Consider the following 17,932-nt stretch of genomic DNA (forward strand, 5'->3'; position numbering starts at 1 on the left):
TAGCATCCGTTCTGATTCTATGGATGCAACCGACAACACTGTCGATCTGGCCGCCGCGACCGATGGCTCGTTCCCGGGCTACGAGGTCGTGCGCCCGCTCGCGCGTGGCTCCATGGGCGCGGTGTTCGTCGCGCGCCAGGTCTCGCTGGACCGCCTGGTTGCGCTGAAGGTCTTCAGCGCCGACTACGATCCGGAGTTCGCGCAGCGCTTCGTCAACGAGGCGCGCGGTATCGCCGAGCTGACGCATTCGTCGGTGGTGCCCATCTACGACGTCGGCGTGATCGGCCGGCGACCGTATTTCACGATGGAGTATCTGACCGGCGGCGATCTCACGCGGCACATCCGTCGCGGGCTGCCTCCGCTGCGTGCCGTGCGGGTCATCGTGCGTCTGGCGCGATGCCTGGATTTCGTGCACAAGCGCGGGGTCGTGCATCGCGACATCAAGCCCGCGAACATCCTGTTCCGGCGCGACCGCACACCGGTATTGACGGATTTCGGCGTCGCGCGCTGGCAGTCCGGTGCGCCGGAGCTGACCATTGCCGGCTCCGTGCTGGGCAGTCCGCACTATCTGAGCCCCGAACAGGCCCGTGGCGATACCGAGATTCGCGGCGCGGCGGATTTCTACAGCATGGGCTGCGTGTTCTACGAAATGCTCACCGGCGAGCGGCCGTTCACCGGCGCGAACATGGCCGCGGTCATGCGCGCGCACATCGAGGCGCCGATCCCGCGGCTGCCCGAACCGGTCGCGATGTGGCAGCCGGCGATCGACTTGCTGCTGGTGAAGGAGCCGGCCGACCGGCTCGCGAACGGGGCGCAGCTGGTCGCGCTGCTGCGCAACATTTACGAGTCCATCGAAAGCGAGGTTGACGACGAGGTCGCCGATCCCACCGAGCCGGTCTCGCCGGCCGATGCTGCCGCCGCCGAGGCGCTGGCGAAGACCATCATCATGCGCCCGACCGCCGATCCGCTGCCCCTGCACCCGCCGACACCCAAGCGCCCGTCCCGCTTCCCTCCGTGGCTGGAGGGCGTGGCGGTGCTGGCCGTGTTTCTGGGCTTCGCCGTGGCGCTGGCGTTGTGGCTGCCCGGCGGCAAGCACCGCGACGCTGCGACCGAAACGCCGGCCGTGGTGCCTGCGCCGTCGGCCGCGCCGGCCGTCGCCGGCGCCGGCGAGCCAACGCCGGCCGTGGCACCAGCCGAGCCCGCCGCGCCCCCGGAACCGGCCGCGCCGTCCGCAGCCAGGGGCGAACCGGTGGCCGATCCAGTACCGCTCGCGGTCACGGAAACCCCGGTAGAGCCCCAGCCTGACGCGCAGGCGGCGCCCGAGCCGACGCCGATGGTCGAACCCGATGTTCTGGCACGGGAACCGGCGGCCCTGGCTCTGTCGTCTCCCGGGCTCGGGGGCGGCGACGGCGCGCCGCCGGCGCCGGTTGCTGCGGAGCCGGTGGCCGAATCCGAGTCAGCGCCGGCGTCGCTCGACGCAATTCCTGCCGAACAAGGCCCCGCGGCCGCCGTAGCGCCTGAGCCAGCGACCGCTGCGCTCGAGCCCGCCGCACCCGCGCCCCCGGCGCCGTCGCGCGCCGACCTCGTGCAGCAGTGGCTCGCGGCCGGGCGCGCGGCGCTCGCCGAATATCGCCTGACCACGCCGCCGGGGGACAACGCCGAGGCGTATTTCTCGCAGGTGCTGGAGATCGAGCCGGGCAATGCCGAGGCACTGGATGGTCGTGAGCGGATCGTGCGCCGCTACGGGCTGCTCGCGCGGCGCGCCGTCGGCGACCGGCAGTTCGACCGCGCGCGTGTGTACATCGATCGCGGCGCGCAGATCACGCCGGGGCACCCGGATCTGGTCAGGGCCGAACAGGCCCTGGCGCAGGCGCTGGCGCCGCCACGCGTTGAGGCAAAGTCGGAACGTCCTGCGGCGCGCACGCCGTCTGCTGCGCGCGTGGCAGCCCCGCCGCCGTCGCGATCAGAGCCCGATGAGCCGGAACCCCCGGCGGGGTTCTGGGATGGCTTCCGGCGCTGGGTCAGCCAGCCGCCCGGGAAGGTGTTCGAGCGTTAACCGGCCACGCCGGCAAGTCCGGAGCGCCTGCTCGGACCCCGTCTACGGCACCTGAAAATCGCGCTGGCTGAACAGGTCCACGCCGCAGGGCAGTTCGGCGATCCAGTTGATGAACCGCTGCACCATCTCGCGGCCGACGAACGGCTGGCCGTGCTGCGGCACCATCATCTCGATGTCGAGGTTGCTAACCATCTCGGCCCACAGTCGGCACATCTTGTTCGAGGCCATGTAGCGCTGGTGGAAGCCCTTCATGCGCGCGACGTGACGGTCGAAATCGTCGACCGCGTGGCTTGGGTCCTTGTCGGTCAGCGAAGCGCCCATGTCGCCGGAGAACAGGATCTTGGACGTCACGTCGTAGACGTGCAGGTTGCCGGTCGAATGCAGGAAGTGCGCCGGCAGGATCTTCAGGACTGAACCGCCCAGCCGCACTTCGCCGCCGTTGTCCGGGATCAGCACGTAGCGGTCCATGCCTTTTTCTTTCATGTAGCCGGGCACCAGGTGCGGCACGAACCGGCCCCACAGTCGCGATACGACGATCTTGCAGTTCGTGTAGAGGAACCAGCGGTCGACCGAGGCGATGATGTCCGGATCCTGGTGCGAGGCAAACACATAGGTGAGCTGCTTCGGCCGCACGAACGGCGCCATGGCCATGGTCAGCGGGGTGTAGGTCAGCGCGCCCCCCGGGTCGAGCAGCATGCTTTCGTTGCCATCCACGATCAGGAACTGGTTGGACTGGATGCCGTCGCCGGTCACCAGATCGTAGAAGCCCAGGCAGGTGTGTTCCCCCGAGCGGTAGAGTTCAACGGCCATTCAACTTCTCCTTTCCTTTTTCGGTGGTGGTTGCACACCTGTTTTGGTGGCATTGTTGTCGAACGTTCTGATTTTCCGTTTGATCTGTGTCATATTCCGACGCGCGCCGATTCGGTGCGTGCCGCGCTACGCCAAAATCCATCGATGCCCCACAGGCTCGCCAAGCAGATCGCCACGACCATCGCCCAGGGCTTCGAGCGTCACTTCACGCTGTTCCAGAAGATCACGGCCGGCGCCCGTGACCGTTTCGAGAATGCCGAGTGGAACGCCGTGCAGGCGACCTCGCGCGAACGCATCGACTTCTACGACCAGCGTGTAGTGGAAACCATAGACCTCCTGCGCGCGGCTTTCCACATTTCCCGGCTCGACGAACCGCTGTGGAAGCGGGTCAAGGTCGAATATGCGCGGCTGCTGCACGAGCACCGTCAGCCCGAACTCGCCGAGACCTTCTACAATTCGGTGTTCTGCCGGATGTTTCACCGGCGCTACTACAACAACGACAACATTTTCGTGCGACCGGCCGTTTCCACGGCCTATCTGGAGGGCGCGCAGCCGACCTACCGGACCTACTTCCCGCGCCGCGACGGAATTCGCGCCACTTTGGTGCGGGCGTTTTCCGATTTCGGTTTCCGGCGGCCCTGGGAGAACCTGCGGCGCGATCTGCGCAATTGCGTGCGCGTGCTGCGCGGGCGCTATCCGCGGCGGCGGCGTGCGAACCTGAACAACCGCACGGTGATCCTCGCGCCGGTGTTCTATCGCAACAAGGCCGGTTACATCATCGGCAAATTCGTCGACGGATTCGACGAGGAACCGTTCGTGCTGGCCGTGCTGAACAACGAGCAAGGCGCGCTGTACCTGGACGCCGTCGTGCTTGGCGAACAGGACACCGCAGCTGTGTTCAGCTTCGCGCGGGCGTACTTCATGGTGCGTACCGAGGTGCCTTCGGCGGTCGTCGACTTCCTGCTGGCGCTGATGCCGTCGAAGACGCGGGCCGATCTCTACACCGCAATCGGCCTGCAAAAATACGGCAAGACCGAGTTCTACCGGGATTTTCTGCGCCATCTTCGGCATACCGACGATGAACTCATCGTCGCGCCCGGAATTCGCGGCATGGTCATGCTGGTGTTCACGCTGCCCTCCTACCCGTATGTGTTCAAGGTCATCAAGGACCGCTTCCCGGCCCCGAAGGACACCGACCGCGCCACCGTCATGGCGAAGTACCGGCTCGTCAAGCAGCACGACCGCGTCGGACGCATGGCCGATTCGCTGGAGTATTCGGAAGCCGCGTTTCCGGTGTCGCGCTTCTCCGCGGAGCTGTTCGACGAATTGCAGCGCGAGGCGGCCGAGAACATCTATGTCGACGGCGACCAGCTCGTGATCCGGCATTTCTACATCGAGCGCCGCATGGTGCCGCTGAATCTCTACATCGCCGAGGCCGACGACGGGCAGTTGCTCCACGCGATGGTCGAGTATGGCAATGCGATCCGCGAACTCGCCAGCGCGAACGTCTTTCCCGGTGATCTGTTGTTCAAGAATTTCGGCGTGACGCGCCAGAACCGCGTCGTGTTCTACGACTACGACGAAATCCAGTATCTGACCGAGTGCAACTTCCGGCGCATTCCGCCGCCGCGTACGCCCGAGGACGAGTTCGCCGCCGAGCCCTGGTATACGGTCGGTCCGCTGGACGTGTTCCCGGAGGAGTTCTCGACCTTCCTGCTTGGCGACCCGCGCCTGCGCAAGGCGTTTCTCAAGGTCAACGCGGACCTGCTCGACGTCGAGTTTTGGACCGACACCCAGGCGCGCATCCGTGCCGGGCAGGTCGGCGACGTGTTTCCGTACCCGCAGGCGATCCGCCTGCCCCGTGGGCTGCGGTCCGCCACGGACTCATCGCTATAATGCCCCGTCTTTCGCCCGCGCCAGCGCCGCGCACGGGCGTCCCAGCTTTCCGGTCCCGGAGGTTTCCACTATGAGTTTCGACAAGATCGTGCTGCCGTCTGACGGCGAACGGATCGGCGTTGCAGCGGATTTTTCCCTCGAAGTTCCCGATCGGCCGATCGTGCCGTTCATCGAGGGCGACGGCATTGGCGTGGACATCACGCCGGTGATGCGCCGGGTCGTCGATGCCGCGGTGGAAAAGTGCTACGGCGGCAAGCGCCAGATCGCCTGGATGGAGGTCTACGCCGGCGAGAAGGCGAACCAGGTCTATGGCGCCGATGTCTGGCTGCCCGATGAAACGCTCGAGGCCGTGCGCGACTATGTCGTCTCGATCAAGGGGCCGCTGACGACGCCCGTCGGTGGCGGCATCCGTTCGCTGAACGTCGCACTGCGGCAGAAGCTGGATCTGTACGTCTGTCTGCGTCCGATCCGCTACTTCGACGGCACGCCGAGCCCGCTGCGCGATCCGAGCAAGACCGACATGGTCATCTTCCGCGAGAACTCCGAGGACATCTACGCCGGCATCGAGTGGCCGGCGGAGAGCGCCGAGGCCAAAAAGCTCATCGAATTCCTGCGGCAGGAAATGGGCGTTTCCAAGATTCGTTTTCCGGCGACCTCCGGCATCGGCGTCAAGCCGGTGTCACGCGAGGGCACCGAACGCCTCGTGCGCAAGGCCATCCAGTACGCGATCGACAACGACCGCGCCTCGGTGACCTTCGTGCACAAGGGCAACATCATGAAATTCACCGAGGGTGCGTTCAAGAACTGGGGCTACGAACTCGCCCAGCGCGAGTTCGGCGCCGAGCTCTGGGACGGCGGTCCGTGGTGTCGCATGAAAAACCCGCGTACCGGCAACACCATCGTGTTCAAGGATGTGATCGCCGACGCGTTCCTGCAGCAGATCCTGCTGCGTCCGCAGGACTACGACGTCATTGCCACGATGAACCTGAACGGCGATTACATCTCCGACGCGCTGGCCGCGCAGGTCGGCGGCATCGGCATCGCGCCCGGCGCGAATCTTTCGGACACCGTTGCGATGTTCGAGGCCACGCACGGCACGGCGCCGAAATACGCCGGGCAGGACAAGGTCAACCCGAGTTCGCTGATTCTTTCCGCCGAAATGATGCTCCGGCACATGGGCTGGGTCGAGGCGGCCGATGCCGTCATCAACGGTGTCGGTGGCGCAATCTCCGCGCAGACCGTGACCTATGATCTCGCGCGGCTCATGCCGGGTCCAACCGAAGTCAGCTGTTCGGGTTTCGGCGAGGCCGTGATCGCCAAGATGTAGCCGGCCGATGGTCGCCGCGGTTCGCACGCGGCGACCGTCTTCAGCCGGTCAGTCGCGCGACGAGTTCGCGCAGGGCCTGGCCGCGGTGGCTGAGGCGGTTCTTGGTCTCGCTGTCGAGTTCCGCTGCCGTGCAGCCGCGATCGGGCAGCCAGAACACCGGGTCGTAGCCAAAGCCGTTCGTGCCGCGCGGGGCCGTGGCGATCTCGCCCTCCCAGACCCCTGCGCAGATCAGTGGCGCGGGGTCTTCGGCATGCCGCAGATACACCATCAGGCAGCGAAAACGCGCGGTGCGCGGCGCGTCTTCGCGCGCGCTGAGTGCATCGAGCAGTTTGTTGAGATTGTCCGCATCGCTTGCAGCCGGTCCGGCATAACGCGCCGAACGCACGCCGGGCGCGCCCATCAGCGCGTCGACCTCGATACCCGAATCGTCAGCGATCGCCGGCAGCCCGGTGTGCGCGGCGGCGTTGCGGGCCTTGAGAATGGCGTTTTCGACGAACGTGAGCCCGGTCTCCTCGGCCTCGGGCACGCCATATTCCGACTGCGGCCGGATGTCGAAGGCACTGCCGGACAGCAGCTGGCCGAGTTCGCGAACCTTGCCGGCATTGCCGGTCGCGAGCACGATCGTCGTGCTCATTGCGCGAGCGCCGACTTCTGCAGTTCGATGATGTGTCGAATGCCGGCGCCGGCGAGGTCGAGCATCGAATCGAGTTCCGCGCGCGGGAATGCCTTGCCCTCGGCGGTGCCCTGGACCTCGATGAATCCGCCGGCCTCGTCCATGACCACGTTCATGTCGGTCTCCGCCGTGGAGTCTTCGGCATAGTCCAGATCCAGCACGGGCGTGCCGTCGACGATGCCGACTGACACCGACGCGACGTGTTGGGTCAGTGCGCCGGAGGCCGCGTCTCCGAGGCTCGCGACGGCATCGGCCAGCGCGACGAACCCGCCGCTGATCGACGCGGTGCGCGTGCCGCCATCGGCCTGGATGACGTCGCAGTCGATGATGATGGTGTGCTCGCCGAGCCGTGCGAGGTCGGCCGCGGCACGCAGCGAGCGGCCGATCAGGCGCTGGATTTCCATCGTGCGTCCGCCTTGGCGGCCGCGCGCGGCCTCGCGCCCGAGTCGGGTGTTCGTCGAGCGCGGCAGCATGCCGTATTCAGCCGTGATCCAGCCGCAGCCCGAGTCACGCCGCCACGGCGGCAGGCGGTGTTCCACCGTGGCCGTGCAGATGACCTGGGTGTCGCCGAACTCGACCAGCACCGAACCCTCGGCATGGCGTGTATAGCGGCGGGTAAATCGGATCGGGCGCAGCGCATCGGCCGCGCGGCCACTGGGACGCGTCACGGGCACTCCGGGATCTGTCAGCGTTGGGGGGATTTGTTCGTTTGGCGCAGGCGCTGCAATCCGGTCTCGAGTTCCTGCATCGCGGAATTGAGCTGGTGGATCGCCTCGTCCACGGCGCCGTTCTTGCGCGTGCCCACGGCGGCCTTTGCCGCGGCCTCGGTTGGGTCGGTCTGGGCCATGGAACGCGGCGCGAGCCAGCGCAGTGCGGCGGCCGTGACGTTGTCGCTGTTCGGAAAACTCGCGGCCTCGGCGCGGTGGACCATGTTGCTCACTGCGCTGGGCAGCGGCACCGGGTCGCTGAGCGCGCCGCTGAGCGGTTCGCGTTCCAGCACCGACCACAGGCCGTCGGTGCACAGCAGCAGCACATCACCGGGTTCCAGGCGCTGTGTTTCGCTGATGGTGGGTTCGGGCTGCTTTTCGGCGCCGCCGACGCAGCGCGTGACGAAGTTGCGAAACGGGTGTTCGTTGGCCTGTCCTGCGGCCAGCAATCCCGATCCGCACAGCTCCTGCACGTAGGAATGGTCCTCGGTCTGGATCAGCACCTGGCCCGCGCGAAACACATACAGGCGGCTGTCACCGACATGCAGCCACCGCGCGACGCCGGCCTGCACCACGCAGACCACGCCGGTGGTGCGCGGGGCGATCGGCGGGTTCTGGCGGATGCCGTATTCGACGATCTCGCGGTGCGCCTGCTGCAGCACGCGGCTGAAAAAACCCGGCAGGTCGGCGATCGGCTTGGTCGCGTGGTTGAAGGCGCGCCGGTAGGTGTCAACGAAAATCTCGGCGGCGACCTCGCCGCGCGGATGCCCGCCCATGCCGTCGGCGACGGCGATCATCACGTGTTCCTTCGCGCGCACGATCGCCGAGCGATCCTGGTTCGTCGAGCGATTGCCGAGCAGGCTGGTCTGCGCCACTTCGTACGGGGCGGCGCTCACGAGCCGGCCTCCGTCAGGATGTCCTCAAGCGGCTTGCGCCGCGAGAATGGCGCGCGCTTGACGCTGGTCGGCAGCACGTTGAGCAGGGCGTCGACCGTCTGTGGCCGGGCGTGCGGGTCGATCGACATGGCCCAGTCCAGCGCCTCGAGCAGCGAGGCCGAGTAGTCGCGGCGGAATTTCGTCGCGGCCGGTTCCATCTCGTCGTCGGCGTCACGCCGGATCGCCGGCGGTGGCGGTTTGCCCTCGATGCAGGCGCGCATGGTCGCGCCGATGGCATACAGATCACTCCACGGCCCGACATTGCCGGAGCTGTAGTACTGCTCGACCGGCGCGAAGCCCGGCGTGACGACCGGCCCGATCAGCCGCTTGCCGCGACTCATCTGGTGGACGGCGCCAAAGTCCAGCAGCAGCGGGTGGCCGCCGGGGCGCACGTGGATGTTCGCGGGCTTGATGTCCAGATGCAGAAACGACTTGGAATGGATCAGCCGCAGCGCGTCGAGCAGCGGCGGAAACACCTTCAGCAGAAACTCCTCGCTGAGCCCGCCCTGCTGCTCCTTGACGTAGGTCGCGAGGTTCTTGCCCGTGTGGTAGTCCATGACCAGGAACGCCGATTCGTCGATGCAGAAAAAGCTGCGCACGTTGACGATGTTCGGATGGTGCAGGGCAGCGAGCGCCTTGGCCTCTTCGTAGAAGTGATCGCGTCCGACGTCGATCTGGCGCGGCTTCTGGTCCTTGCGCGCTGCGCCGTTCTCGTCGACCTGCTTGCGCGTGAAGCGCTCGGGCAGGAACTGCTTGATGACCACCGGCGAGAGGTCGTGCAGGTCTTCGCCGAGGTAGATCAGGCTGAAACCGCCCGAGCCGAGCAGCTTCTGGATCGCATAGCCGTCGACGACCGTCCCGATCGGCAGCTGGTTGCGGTTGATGGTTCCCGTATTGGCCATGGGTGTGTCAGGCGTTCAAGGCCGGAATCTTAGCACTGGAACTGCCACCTGCATGGGCCGGGCGCGGTACCATCGCGGTTTTATCCGGGCAATCCCGCAAGCAATGATTCGCAGCATGACCGGCTTTGGCCGGGCCGAAGGGTCCGGCACCTGGGGCACCGTCACCTGGGAGGTGCGCACCGTCAACCATCGCTACCTCGAGGTCAGCCTGCGCCTGCCCGAGGCGCTGCGCGAACTGGATACCGAGGTCCGTGCGCGCATGCGCGATGCGCTCGGACGTGGCAAGGTCGACGCGCAGCTCAGGCTCGACCTGACCGTGGCCGAGGCGCCGGATCTGCGCATCAACTCGGCCCTGGCCGATGCCCTGATCGCCGTCGCCCGCGACCTGTCCACCCGGCTCGGCACGGCGCTGCCGGGTGTCGACACGGTGCTGCGCTGGCCGGGCGTCGTCGATGTCGTCGCCCCGGATGCCGAGGTGCTCGCGGCGGTGGCGCTCGAAACCCTGGATGCCGCCCTCGGCCAGCTCGACGCCGCGCGTGCGAGCGAGGGCGAGCGCCTCGCGCAGTTCCTGCGCCAGCGGCTGGAAGGTCTGCGTGAACAGACCGCGCTGGCCCGCGCGCGCCGGCCGCTGATGCTCGAGAGTCGCCGCACGCGGCTGGCCGAGCGGCTTGCGGAACTACGCACCGAGGTCGATCCCGCGCGGCTCGAACGGGAGCTCGTGCTGTTCGCCCAGCCCGTGGATGTGGATGAAGAGATCGACCGTCTGGGTGCGCACCTCGACGAGATCGATGGCTTGGTGAACTCGAAACAACCGGTCGGTCGACGCTTGGATTTCCTCGTGCAGGAACTCAACCGCGAGGCCAACACCCTGGGCTCCAAGGCCAATGATCTGGAAACCACGCGCGCGGCGGTCGAGATGAAGGTGCTGATCGAGCAGATGCGCGAGCAGGTACAGAACATCGAATGAACAGGGGCGCGCCGTCCGGTCACGCGTTCGTGATCACCGCGCCGTCCGGTGCCGGCAAGACCAGCCTGATCGACGCGCTGATGCAACGGCTGCCGGGACTCGAGCGCGGGATTTCCTACACGACCCGCGCACCGGGTCCGGGCGAGGTCGATGGCCGGGACTACCATTTCGTGACCGATGCCCGGTTTGACGAACTGTTCGTGACTGGCGCGCTGCTGGAGTCGACCGCGGCCTACGGCAACCGCTATGGCACAGGCCGCGACGCACTCGCCACGCAGCTCGCCCGCGCCGACGTGTTGCTGGCGCTGGATCGGCACGGCGCGCTCGCCCTGCGCGCGGCCCTGTCGGAACTCGTGCGCACGATCTTCGTCGTGCCGCCATCGGCACAGGCACTGCGCGCGCGGCTGCGTGCGCGCGGACGCGACGATGACCAGAGCGTGGAGCGTCGTCTGGCCGCCGCCGCGGCCGAACTGCGCGGCTGGCGCGAGTTCGACTACGTCGTCGTCAACGACGACTTCGAACAGGCCGTGGAAGAACTCGCCACAATCGTCAGCGCCGCCCGCTGCGAGCGCGTGGCCCGTTCCGGGCTGATCGCGGACATCGAAGCCGGGTTCTGATCGCGCTGGATGCGCGGCGCGCAAACCCGTACCATATCCGGTCCGCACGTGTGACCGTGCCGCATGCGCGCCCGCCCGGGGCGCGCGCCCATCCCCAAGTACCCGGATTGATTGCATGGCCAGAGTAACCGTCGAAGACTGCCTCGAACAGGTCAACAACCGTTTCGAGCTGGTGTTGATTGCCGCCAAGCGCGCGCGTCAGATTGCCAATGGCGCGGACCCGATGGTGCCCTGGGAAAACGACAAGCCCACGGTCGTGGCGCTGCGCGAAATCGCCGAGGGGCTGGTCGATCACGCGGTGCTCGAGGACGAGCCGCAGGAAGTGGATGTCGACGAACTGCTCATGGAGGAACTGGCCGTGGCCGAGGCCGCCGCCGCCGCGGCCCGTGCGAACGCCGAGGCCGTGCAGAACCTGCACGACGCCGGCCCCTCCGAGGACTGATCCGCCCGCTCGCGGGCAGCAACATGGCCGTGCCGCTGGGCGATCCGGCCGAGCCTGCACAAACGCCGCCGAATGCCGGGCAGGCTGGCGAAGAACGCCTGCTCATCTCCCAGCTCTGCGAAGTCCTGGACGCGTACCTGCCGCCCGAGGCGGTCCGCGATGTCTACCGTGCCTACCTGTTCGCGGCCGAGGCGCATATCGACCAGATGCGCAAGTCGGGTGAGCCGTACATCTATCACCCGATCGCCGTCGCCCGCATCCTCGCGGGCATGCACATGGATCACCAGACCCTGGTTGCGGCGATCCTGCACGATGTCATCGAGGACACCCCGACCGCCAAGGAACACCTCGCGGAGCAGTTCGGCGCCGAGGTTGCCGAACTCGTCGACGGTGTCAGCAAGCTCGACCACGTCGGGTTTTCCAGCCGCAAGGAGGCGCAGGCGGAGAACTTCCGCAAGATGCTGCTGGCGATGTCGCGCGATGTGCGCGTCATCCTGATCAAGCTCGCCGACCGGTTGCACAACATGCGCACGCTCGGCGTGATGACGCCGGAGAAGCGTCGGCGCATCGCCCACGAAACGCTCGAGATCTACGCGCCGATCGCCTACCGGCTGGGCATGAACGACGTGCGTCTCGAACTCGAGGACCACGGTTTTCGCCATCTCTATCCGAAACGCTATTTCGTGATCGAGCGCGAGGTCGAGCGTGTGCGCGGCCACCGTCGCCAGGTGCTCGACAAGATCAAGCAGGCGTTGCGCGCCAGCCTGCGTCAGGACGGCATCGACGCGCAGGTCATCGGCCGCGAGAAGCACCTCTACAGCGTGTTTCGCAAGATGCAGGAAAAGCGTCTGCGCTTCGAGGATGTTTCAGACCTGTTCGGTTTCCGGGTCGTGACGGCCTCGGCCGCGGACTGTTACCGCGCGCTCGGGGTCGTGCATTCGACCTACAAGCCCCTGCCCGGCAAGTTCAAGGACTACATCGCCATCCCGAAGGCGAACGGCTACCAGTCGCTGCACACCGTGCTGGTCGGCCCGTACGGCTTTCCGATCGAGGTGCAGATCCGCTCCAGCGAAATGCAGCATCTGGCCGATTCCGGCATCGCCGCGCACTGGCACTACAAGGGCGGCGAATCGGGCCGCGCGGCGAACACGCGCGCCTACGAATGGCTGCAGAGCCTGCTCGAGATGCAGCGTGACGCCGGCACCTCCGTCGAGTTCCTCGACAGCGTGCGCGTCGACCTGTTTCCGGACGAGACCTATGTGTTCACGCCGGCCGGCGACATCGTCAAGCTGCCACGCGGCGCGACGGTGCTGGACTTCGCGTTCGCCGTGCACAGCGAACTCGGCCGCTACTGTTCAGGCGCGCGCATCGACCACAAGCTGGTGTCGCTGCGCACCGAGTTGTCCAGCGGCCAGATGGTGGAAGTCCTGACCTCGCCGAACGCCCGGCCGAACGCGAGCTGGCTGAACTTCGTCGTCACCGCGAAGGCACGCACGAACATCCGCGGGTTCCTCAAGAACATCCAGCGTGACGAGGCGATTTCGCTCGGTCGGCGCCTGCTCGATCGCCAGCTCACCCGCCACGGCCGGCACCTGGCCGATGTGCCCGGCGGCGAACGCGAGACCGTCGTCAGGAGCCTGGGCTATGCGCGCTGCGACGACCTGCTGGCCGACATCGGTCTGGGCAATCGCATGGCGCAGCTGGTCGCGCGGCATTTCCTGCCGGCGGACGGCGAAGCACCGCCGGACCGCGGCGCGGCGCTCGCGATCGAGGGCACCGAAGGCATGGTCGTGCAGTTTGCGCGCTGTTGCCGGCCGATCCCGGGCGATCCGGTCATCGGCGTGTTCCGGCCGGGCCGCGGGCTGGTCGTGCATGTCGACGGCTGCGCGAACCTCGGTGGCCGGCTGAGCAGCGCCGACGACGTGATCAACCTGCAATGGTCGGCCGACCCCAAGCGCGAATTCACGACCGACCTGCGCATCGAGGTCGGCAACCAGCGCGGCGTGCTCGCGCGCGTCGCTTCGGCGATTTCGGAACTCGGCTCGAACATCGAGAACGTCGCGGTCGAGGGCCGCGACGGCCTGACGTCGACCATGCATCTGAGCATCACGGTGCGCGACCGCAAGCACATGGCGGCGATCCTGCGCGCGGTTCGTGCCGAGCGCGAGGTGCTGAAGATTCATCGCACCCGCGCCCGTGCCGGCGGTTTGCGTCGCGACGACGGGCGTTGGCAACATAGCGCCCCGACCGACACCGACAGTTCCATCTGAGCACAACAGAACATGAGTCGAATCACGATCCAGACTGACCGCGCGCCCGCGGCAATCGGCACCTACTCACAGGCGGTGCGCGCCGGGGACACGGTGTATCTGTCCGGCCAGATCCCGCTCGATCCGGCCACCATGCAGATGGTCGCCGGTCCGATCGAGGTGCACATCCGGCGCGTGTTCGACAATCTCGCCGCGGTTGCCGAGGCCGCCGGCGCGCGTCTGAGCGATGCCGTCAAACTCAATGTCTACCTGCCGGATCTCAACAACTTCGCGGCCGTGAACACCGTCATGGCGGAGTATTTCGAACAACCCTATCCGGCGCGCGCCGCGGTTGGCGTGGCGGCGCTGCCCAAGGGTGCACGCGTCGAGGTCGACGCGGTCCTCTGCACCGGCTGAGCGGCTTGTCCAACAGCTTGTTGAAAAAGGCCCATCCATGGCCTTTTCAACGTCGCAACCGAAACGCGCGGTCTTCGGTTGCTCAAGAAGATCAAACACTTGAGTGTTCGATTTTCGGGCGGGACGTCCCTGTCTCGCGCCACCAGGCCGTTGAAAAGAAAATCTCAACAGCCTGCTGAGACCGGCCACGCGGGCGACGCGCAGCCGGTCGGGTCGCTGCCCCGGGTCGGGCCGGCACTGGCGAAACGCCTCGCGCGGCTTGGGCTGCTGACCGACTTCGACCTCGCCACGCATCTGCCGCTGCGCTACGAAGACCGAACCCGTCTGTGGCCGATCGGCAGCGTGCGCCCCGGCGACACGGTCAGCGTGGAAGGTGTCGTCGAACATGCCGCCGTCCTGCAACGGCGCCGGCGCATGCTCATCGTCCAGATCGCCGACGGCACGGGCTCGCTGCAGCTCAGGTTCTTTCATTTCAGTGTCGCGCAACAGCGTGCGTACGAGGCCGGCACGCGGCTGCGCTGCTACGGCGAGGCGCGGCCCGGCGCGATCGGTGTCGAGCTGATCCATCCCGAGACCCGCCGCATCGGTGCGGACAGCCCGGCGGCGGTCGACGACACGCTCACGCCCGTCTATCCGACCACTGAAGGCGTTCAGCAGCACCAGCTGCGTCGGCTGGCCGACAGCGCCCGGCTGCGCGTGGCGCGCGCCGATGATCCGGGCGACGCGCTGCTGGTGCGTGTTGCCCCTGATCTCGAGGCAATCCGCTTCTCCGCGGCGCTCGCCGAGGTCCACACCCCGAACCCGGAGTCGCCGCCGCCCGCCGACCTGGCGCTGCCCTGGGCGCCGCGCGACCGGCTCGCATTCGAGGAACTGCTGGCGCAGCAACTGAGCCTGCGGCGACTGCGTCGCGGCGCGCAGCAGCTGTCCGCGCCGGCGCTGGGCGGCGGACCGCGGGTGCGGGCGTTTCTCGATGGCCTGCCGTTCCGGCCAACCGGAGCGCAGTCACGCGTGATCGCCGAGATCGCCACGGACCTCGCCCGAACACGGCCGATGCTGCGGCTCGTGCAGGGCGATGTCGGTGCCGGCAAGACGGTCGTGGCCTGCGCTGCCTTGCTCGCCGCGGTCGAATCCGGTCATCAGGCCGTGCTCATGGCGCCAACGGAACTGCTGGCCGGTCAGCACGCGCGCACCCTGGTCGACTGGCTCGATCCGCTCGGCGTTACGGCCGTGGATCTGACCGGTCGGCACAAGGGGCGAGCGCGGGCCGAGCGCGTCGCGCAGCTCGCCGACGGCCGGGCCCGCGTGGCGATCGGCACCCATGCGCTGTTTCAGGACGCCGTGGAGTTCGAGAACCTCGGCCTGGTCATCGTCGACGAGCAGCACCGCTTCGGCGTGCATCAGCGTCTGGCGTTGCGCGACAAGGGGCGGGCCGGTGACCAGGTGCCGCATCAGCTGGTCATGACCGCGACGCCGATCCCGCGCTCGCTGGCGATGACCGCGTATGCCGATCTCGATCTGTCGGTGATCGACGAACTGCCGCCGGGGCGTACGCCGGTCGAAACCGTCGCGGTGCCGGACGCCCGCCGCGCCGATGTCGTCGAGCGCATCGCCGCGACCTGCGGCGCGGGGCGGCGGCAGTGCTACTGGGTCTGCGCGCTGGTCGAGGAATCCGAAACCCTTGACGCCGAGGCCGCCGAGGCGACCGCCTCACGACTGGCCGAGGCGCTGCCCGAGCTGCGCATCGGGCTCGTGCACGGTCGCCTGCGCATCGACGCGAAGGAGCAGGCGATGGCGGCGTTTGCGCGCGGCGAGACCGACGTGCTCGTTGCGACGACGGTGATCGAGGTCGGTGTCGATGTGCCGAACGCGAGCCTGATGGTCATCGAGAACGCCGAACGCTTCGGGCTGGCGCAGCTGCACCAGTTGCGCGGGCGGGTCGGGCGCGGCGCGGTCGCCAGCCATTGTGTGCTGCTCTACCGGCCGCCGCTTTCCGACACCGCTGCGCGCCGGCTGCGCGCCCTGCGCGAGTCGAACGACGGCTTCGCGCTCGCCCAGATCGATCTGGAGATGCGCGGCCCGGGCGAACTGCTCGGCACGCGCCAGTCCGGAGCGCTGGGTTTTCGCGTCGCGAATCTCGGTCGTGACGCCGGCATGCTCGCGGCCGTGCGCAAGGCGGCCGATCGCGCGCTGGTCGAGGCCCCCGAACTCGCGGCACGCGTGGAGGCGCGCTGGCTCGCCGCGCGTGCCCGCTATGGCGCGGTATGACGTGCGATAATCGCGCGCCCGCCGCCGGTTGCCGTTCTGCACACGTCCTTGTCGTCGCGATCCGAATCCACGCACTGGCATGCGCGCGCCGCCGCGCTCGCGCCCCGACCCGATGCACAGGATCGTGCCTGGCTGTTCGATCCAGGATCGCTGACGCGCCGCCTGGTGGCGGCCTGTCCCGGGCGTTTCCGCGTTGATCTGGTCTCGCAGCGCCGCGCCCGCCCGACCGCCGGAGAGTCGCGGCGGCTCGGGCTTCGCGCAGGCCGGTGGGCGATCGTGCGCGAGGTCGTGCTGCGCTGTGACGAGCGCCCCTGGGTGTTCGCGCGTACCGTCATTCCCCTGGTGTCGATCCGTGGCCGGCTGCGTCGCTTCACCCGTCTGGGCACGCGCCCGCTCGGTGCCGTGCTGTTCGCGCAGCGCGGACTCGAGCGCGAGCCGTTCGAGATCGCCCGCGTGCGCCCCGGTCATGCCCTGCACGTGCGCATGCGCTCCGCGGTCGGGGTGACCTCACCGGTCTGGGCGCGGCGCGCGGTCTACCGGCTCGATGCCGGACGTTTGCTCGTGACCGAGGCCTATCTGCCGGAACGCCCCGCATGGCGCGCGCGCTAGACCGCCTGTTCGCACGCCTGCGCAGTCGCAGCGACATCGCACAGCTGCGCGATGGCGCGCGCTCGCGTGCCGCCGCACTGCATCGCGTCGCGGTGCGCCCGCGCGACCCGGCCACCGAACGGCCGCCGACCACGCTGGGCGCCTATCTGCGCCTGATGCGTTTCGACCGGCCGATCGGCTTTTTCCTGCTCGGCTGGCCGACCCTGTGGGCGCTGTGGATCGCCGCGGAGGGCCCGCCGCCGCTGTGGCTGCTGTTGGTGTTCATCGCCGGGATCATCGTCACGCGCGCGGCCGGCTGTGTGATCAACGACTACGCCGATCGCGACATCGACCCGCACGTTGCGCGCACGGCGTCACGCCCGATCGCCAGCGGGCAGATCAAGCCCGAGAATGCGCTGGCCCTGTTCGGCGTGCTGATGCTCATCGCCTTGATTCTGGTGCTGACCTTGCCAGCGCTGGCCTGGCTGCTTGCGGTCGCCGGCGCGCTGCTTGCCGCGACCTATCCGTTCATGAAGCGCTTTCACCACCTGCCGCAGGTGCATCTCGGCGCGGCGTTCGGCGTGGCCGTGCCGATGGCGTATGCGGCGGTGCAGGATTCGCTGCCGCCGATCGCATGGCTGCTGTTCACCGCGACGCTGGTGTGGACCGTGGCCTACGACACGATGTATGCGATGGCCGATCGCGAGGAAGACCTGCGGATCGGCGTGAAATCCACGGCCATCCTGTTCGGCGAGGCCGACCGGGTCGCCGTCGGCGTGCTTCAGATTACAACGCTGGGCGCGCTTGCGCTGGTGGGGCAGAACGCACAGCTCGGGCCGTGGTTCTACGCGGGGCTCGGTGTCGCCGCGCTGCTTGCCGGCTTTCAGCAGTGGCTGATCCGCGGGCGCGATCCGGCAGCCTGCTTTCGCGCGTTTCTGAACAACAACTGGTTCGGCCTTGCCGTGTTCGCGGGCATTGCGCTGGACTTTGCGATGTCTGCCACGCGCGTGGCGGTCTAGCGAAACTCTTGAGGAAGCTCTGATCAATCCATCGAAGGATTGCTAGAGCAGCGATAACGAAA

General features: G+C 67.7%; 16 protein-coding genes. 11 read left to right on the top strand and 5 right to left on the bottom strand.

Going from position 1 to position 17,932, the window contains the following annotated elements:
* The first annotated feature begins 19 nt into the window (after positions 1–19).
* Positions 20–2,056, top strand: coding sequence for a protein kinase (locus KDG50_00270; GenBank protein MCB1863836.1), 2,037 nt, complete (start codon positions 20–22; stop codon positions 2,054–2,056).
* Between the two features lie 42 nt (positions 2,057–2,098).
* On the opposite strand, the gene KDG50_00275 is transcribed toward KDG50_00270, so the two are convergent.
* Positions 2,099–2,866, bottom strand: a complete 768-nt coding sequence (locus KDG50_00275) for an FprA family A-type flavoprotein (GenBank protein MCB1863837.1) — start codon at positions 2,864–2,866, stop codon at positions 2,099–2,101.
* 144 nt (positions 2,867–3,010) lie between these two features.
* Between KDG50_00275 and aceK the strand changes: the two genes are divergently transcribed.
* Positions 3,011–4,762, top strand: coding sequence for a bifunctional isocitrate dehydrogenase kinase/phosphatase (gene aceK / locus KDG50_00280; GenBank protein ID MCB1863838.1), 1,752 nt, complete (start codon positions 3,011–3,013; stop codon positions 4,760–4,762).
* Between the two features lie 70 nt (positions 4,763–4,832).
* On the top strand, positions 4,833–6,089 hold the full coding sequence (gene icd, locus KDG50_00285; GenBank protein ID MCB1863839.1) for an NADP-dependent isocitrate dehydrogenase: 1,257 nt from the start codon (positions 4,833–4,835) through the stop codon (positions 6,087–6,089).
* Positions 6,090–6,129: 40 nt separating this feature from the next.
* Here the strand turns inward: icd and rdgB are convergent, their stop codons facing one another.
* From rdgB to KDG50_00305, 4 genes are read right to left on the bottom strand one after another with little or no spacing between them, the layout of a single operon-like run.
* Positions 6,130–6,723, bottom strand: coding sequence for an RdgB/HAM1 family non-canonical purine NTP pyrophosphatase (gene rdgB, locus KDG50_00290; GenBank protein MCB1863840.1), 594 nt, complete (start codon positions 6,721–6,723; stop codon positions 6,130–6,132).
* Positions 6,720–7,430 carry a ribonuclease PH gene (gene rph, locus KDG50_00295; protein MCB1863841.1) on the bottom strand — a complete coding sequence of 237 codons (711 nt, stop codon included), beginning with the start codon at positions 7,428–7,430 and terminating at the stop codon, positions 6,720–6,722. The genes rdgB and rph overlap by 4 nt, the downstream gene beginning before the upstream one ends.
* Before the next feature lie 17 nt (positions 7,431–7,447).
* Positions 7,448–8,365, bottom strand: a complete 918-nt coding sequence (locus KDG50_00300) for a serine/threonine-protein phosphatase (GenBank protein ID MCB1863842.1) — start codon at positions 8,363–8,365, stop codon at positions 7,448–7,450.
* A complete protein-coding gene (locus tag KDG50_00305; protein MCB1863843.1) occupies positions 8,362–9,306 on the bottom strand; it encodes a serine/threonine protein kinase in 945 nt (314 codons plus the stop codon). Before KDG50_00305 ends, KDG50_00300 begins: the two co-directional genes overlap by 4 nt.
* A gap of 103 nt (positions 9,307–9,409) precedes the next feature.
* Here KDG50_00305 and KDG50_00310 point away from each other — a divergent pair, with 103 nt between their 5' ends.
* From KDG50_00310 to ubiA, 8 genes are all read left to right on the top strand, one after another.
* The gene (locus KDG50_00310; protein MCB1863844.1) at positions 9,410–10,273 is read left to right on the top strand and encodes a YicC family protein; all 864 of its coding nucleotides are present in this window, start codon (positions 9,410–9,412) and stop codon (positions 10,271–10,273) included.
* Entirely contained in the window at positions 10,270–10,890 is a 621-nt protein-coding gene (gene gmk / locus KDG50_00315) for a guanylate kinase (protein ID MCB1863845.1), read from the top strand. Before KDG50_00310 ends, gmk begins: the two co-directional genes overlap by 4 nt.
* A 115-nt stretch (positions 10,891–11,005) precedes the next feature.
* Entirely contained in the window at positions 11,006–11,332 is a 327-nt protein-coding gene (gene rpoZ, locus KDG50_00320) for a DNA-directed RNA polymerase subunit omega (GenBank protein ID MCB1863846.1), read from the top strand.
* 23 nt (positions 11,333–11,355) lie between these two features.
* Positions 11,356–13,602, top strand: coding sequence for a bifunctional (p)ppGpp synthetase/guanosine-3',5'-bis(diphosphate) 3'-pyrophosphohydrolase (locus KDG50_00325; GenBank protein MCB1863847.1), 2,247 nt, complete (start codon positions 11,356–11,358; stop codon positions 13,600–13,602).
* A 12-nt stretch (positions 13,603–13,614) separates the two neighbouring features.
* The gene (locus KDG50_00330; protein ID MCB1863848.1) at positions 13,615–13,998 is read left to right on the top strand and encodes a Rid family detoxifying hydrolase; all 384 of its coding nucleotides are present in this window, start codon (positions 13,615–13,617) and stop codon (positions 13,996–13,998) included.
* A 90-nt stretch (positions 13,999–14,088) separates the two neighbouring features.
* Positions 14,089–16,263, top strand: a complete 2,175-nt coding sequence (recG, locus tag KDG50_00335) for an ATP-dependent DNA helicase RecG (GenBank protein MCB1863849.1) — start codon at positions 14,089–14,091, stop codon at positions 16,261–16,263.
* Between the two features lie 48 nt (positions 16,264–16,311).
* A complete protein-coding gene (locus tag KDG50_00340; GenBank protein MCB1863850.1) occupies positions 16,312–16,872 on the top strand; it encodes a chorismate lyase in 561 nt (186 codons plus the stop codon).
* Positions 16,857–17,870, top strand: a complete 1,014-nt coding sequence (ubiA, locus tag KDG50_00345) for a 4-hydroxybenzoate octaprenyltransferase (GenBank protein ID MCB1863851.1) — start codon at positions 16,857–16,859, stop codon at positions 17,868–17,870. The genes KDG50_00340 and ubiA overlap by 16 nt, the downstream gene beginning before the upstream one ends.
* Positions 17,871–17,932 lie beyond the last annotated feature (62 nt).

Source organism: Chromatiales bacterium, from assembly GCA_020445605.1.
GTDB lineage: Bacteria > Pseudomonadota > Gammaproteobacteria > JAGRGH01 > JAGRGH01 > JAGRGH01.

What these genes read in the sequence shown, in the direction of transcription:
- rdgB (MCB1863840.1), bottom strand. Translation starts at nt 6,723, where the DNA reads ATGAGCACGACGATCGTGCTCGCGACCGGCAATGCCGGCAAGGTTCGC.
- aceK (MCB1863838.1), top strand. Translation starts at nt 3,011, where the DNA reads ATGCCCCACAGGCTCGCCAAGCAGATCGCCACGACCATCGCCCAGGGC.
- KDG50_00270 (MCB1863836.1), top strand. Translation starts at nt 20, where the DNA reads ATGGATGCAACCGACAACACTGTCGATCTGGCCGCCGCGACCGATGGC.
- ubiA (MCB1863851.1), top strand. Translation starts at nt 16,857, where the DNA reads ATGGCGCGCGCGCTAGACCGCCTGTTCGCACGCCTGCGCAGTCGCAGC.
- icd (MCB1863839.1), top strand. Translation starts at nt 4,833, where the DNA reads ATGAGTTTCGACAAGATCGTGCTGCCGTCTGACGGCGAACGGATCGGC.
- KDG50_00310 (MCB1863844.1), top strand. Translation starts at nt 9,410, where the DNA reads ATGATTCGCAGCATGACCGGCTTTGGCCGGGCCGAAGGGTCCGGCACC.
- KDG50_00330 (MCB1863848.1), top strand. Translation starts at nt 13,615, where the DNA reads ATGAGTCGAATCACGATCCAGACTGACCGCGCGCCCGCGGCAATCGGC.
- rpoZ (MCB1863846.1), top strand. Translation starts at nt 11,006, where the DNA reads ATGGCCAGAGTAACCGTCGAAGACTGCCTCGAACAGGTCAACAACCGT.
- KDG50_00275 (MCB1863837.1), bottom strand. Translation starts at nt 2,866, where the DNA reads ATGGCCGTTGAACTCTACCGCTCGGGGGAACACACCTGCCTGGGCTTC.
- gmk (MCB1863845.1), top strand. Translation starts at nt 10,270, where the DNA reads ATGAACAGGGGCGCGCCGTCCGGTCACGCGTTCGTGATCACCGCGCCG.
- KDG50_00305 (MCB1863843.1), bottom strand. Translation starts at nt 9,306, where the DNA reads ATGGCCAATACGGGAACCATCAACCGCAACCAGCTGCCGATCGGGACG.
- KDG50_00325 (MCB1863847.1), top strand. Translation starts at nt 11,356, where the DNA reads ATGGCCGTGCCGCTGGGCGATCCGGCCGAGCCTGCACAAACGCCGCCG.